The following is a 1,728-nucleotide window of genomic DNA, read 5'->3' as shown; positions in this document are numbered from 1 at the left end:
CCGCGAGCAACTGGCACGACGACACCAGCAGGTTCAGCGCGACGGCCGCCACGATCCAGTGGCCGACCTGGATCAGCGCGCCCTGCCAGCGTGCCGGCAGCCGGCCGCGAAACACGTCGATGCCGACATGCTGGCTGCGCCCCAGCACCGTCGCCGCGCCGAAGAACACCAGCACGATCATCAGCGCGCTGGCCACTTCCTCGGCCCAGTCGACCGGGTCGTGCAGGAAATAGCGGAACACGACCGACACGAACACGACCAGCACGTCGACGGCGAGGACCACGGCCGACAGATACTCGAGCCGGCGCAGCGCCGCATCCAGCACGCGGGCGACGCGATGCGCCGGCTGGCCGGCAGCGGGAGCCGGCGCGGCGCCCGACACGGAGTGCATGTCCATCGCTCACCCCCGCGCGGCGGCAATCGCCGGAAACAGCGGCGCGGTGGCCGGATACTGCTTCGCGAACGCCGCATACAGGCGGTCTTGCATCGTCTGCCGCAGCGCCGCGCGCTCGCCATCGGCCAGCGGGTAAAACGCCATGCCGCGCTGCTTCAGCGCCTGCTCCGCCTGCGCGGCCTTCTGCGCGGCAATCGCGCGCTGCTGCACGGTCGCGTCGGCCACCGCGCGGTCGAAGGCGGGCCGCAGATTGGCCGGAATCCGGTCGAGCGCACGCCGCCCCATCACGACGGTCATCGCCGCGAACACGTGGCGCGATTGCCAGCACGACTTCACGATCTCGTCGAAGCGGCTCGCGAGCACCGTGGCGGGATCGTGTTCGAGACCGTCGACGACGCCCGTCTGCACGGCCATGTACAGCTCGCCGAACGGAATCGGCGTCGGCACCGCGCCCATCGCCTTGAAGGTATCCATGAACGCGGGCGTCGGCAGCACGCGCAGCTTCGTCCCCTTCAGGCCGGACAGCGCCGTCACCGGCTGCTTCGTGAACACGCAGCGCCCGCCGAAATGCGAGCCCCAGGTCAGCACCGAGCATCCCGCGCGCTTTTGCAGCAGCGCGTTCAGGCTCGTGCCGACCGAGCCGTCGAGCGCCTTCGCGACGTGCGCGTAGCTGTCGAACAGGTAGCCGAGATCGAGCATCCCGAGCTCCGGCGCGACCGTGGCCCAGATCGACGAGCCCGCGATCATCATGTCGATCGCGCCGATCTTGACCTGCTGCACGACGTCGCTTTCCTTGCCGAGCTGGCTGTTCGGAAAGTAGTCGACCCGGATCGCGTCGCCCACGCTCGCCTTCAGGTTCGCGGCGAGACGCTCGTACCACACGTAGTGCGCGGCGTTCTGGTCGGCCGGCATCGACGACGAGCAGCGCAGCGTGACGACCGGCTGCTGCGCGCGCACGCTTTCCGGCAAGCCGCCCGCGGCCGCGAGCGTGGCGGCGGACACCGTCTGCAGAAAGCGCCGCCGGGTGTAGGTATTCATGAGTCGTCTCCTGTGCGAGTGCGTCTCGCGACGCGACTGTATCGATTTAGTGTATCGATACAGTAATACGACGACCGATAAGAGAAAAATGGGGGTTTCCCCGTGTTCGAGATGGAAAATCTGAAGGGTATGCGGCTCGTTTCAGGCGAAATTCGTATGAAAAATCGCCGTTTTTCTACGTATTCCGGAGGTGCCGAAAAGAATTCTCGTATAACTTCGTATAATGTATGCTATACGAAGTTATTACGGATCGCGCCGGCAATCGCGTCGTCGGCCGCGCAATCGTGCAGCCAGCC

Annotated in this window: 2 protein-coding genes; both read right to left on the bottom strand. The window is 66.4% G+C overall.

The window, feature by feature from the left end; all coding sequences use genetic code 11:
* Window positions 1-397: TRAP transporter small permease (locus tag JMF90_RS35865; RefSeq protein ID WP_201326231.1), on the bottom strand; the 397-nt coding region annotated here is incomplete at its 3' end.
* A gap of 3 nt (window positions 398-400) precedes the next feature.
* Window positions 401-1,432 carry a TRAP transporter substrate-binding protein gene (locus tag JMF90_RS35860; protein ID WP_011547578.1) on the bottom strand — a complete coding sequence of 344 codons (1,032 nt, stop codon included), beginning with the start codon at window positions 1,430-1,432 and terminating at the stop codon, window positions 401-403.
* Window positions 1,433-1,728: the final 296 nt, after the last annotated feature.

Source organism: Burkholderia sp. E168m23 (genome assembly GCF_016586125.1).
Taxonomy (GTDB): Bacteria; Pseudomonadota; Gammaproteobacteria; order Burkholderiales; family Burkholderiaceae; genus Burkholderia; species Burkholderia orbicola.
This window is presented reverse-complemented; position numbering and strand designations above follow the sequence as displayed.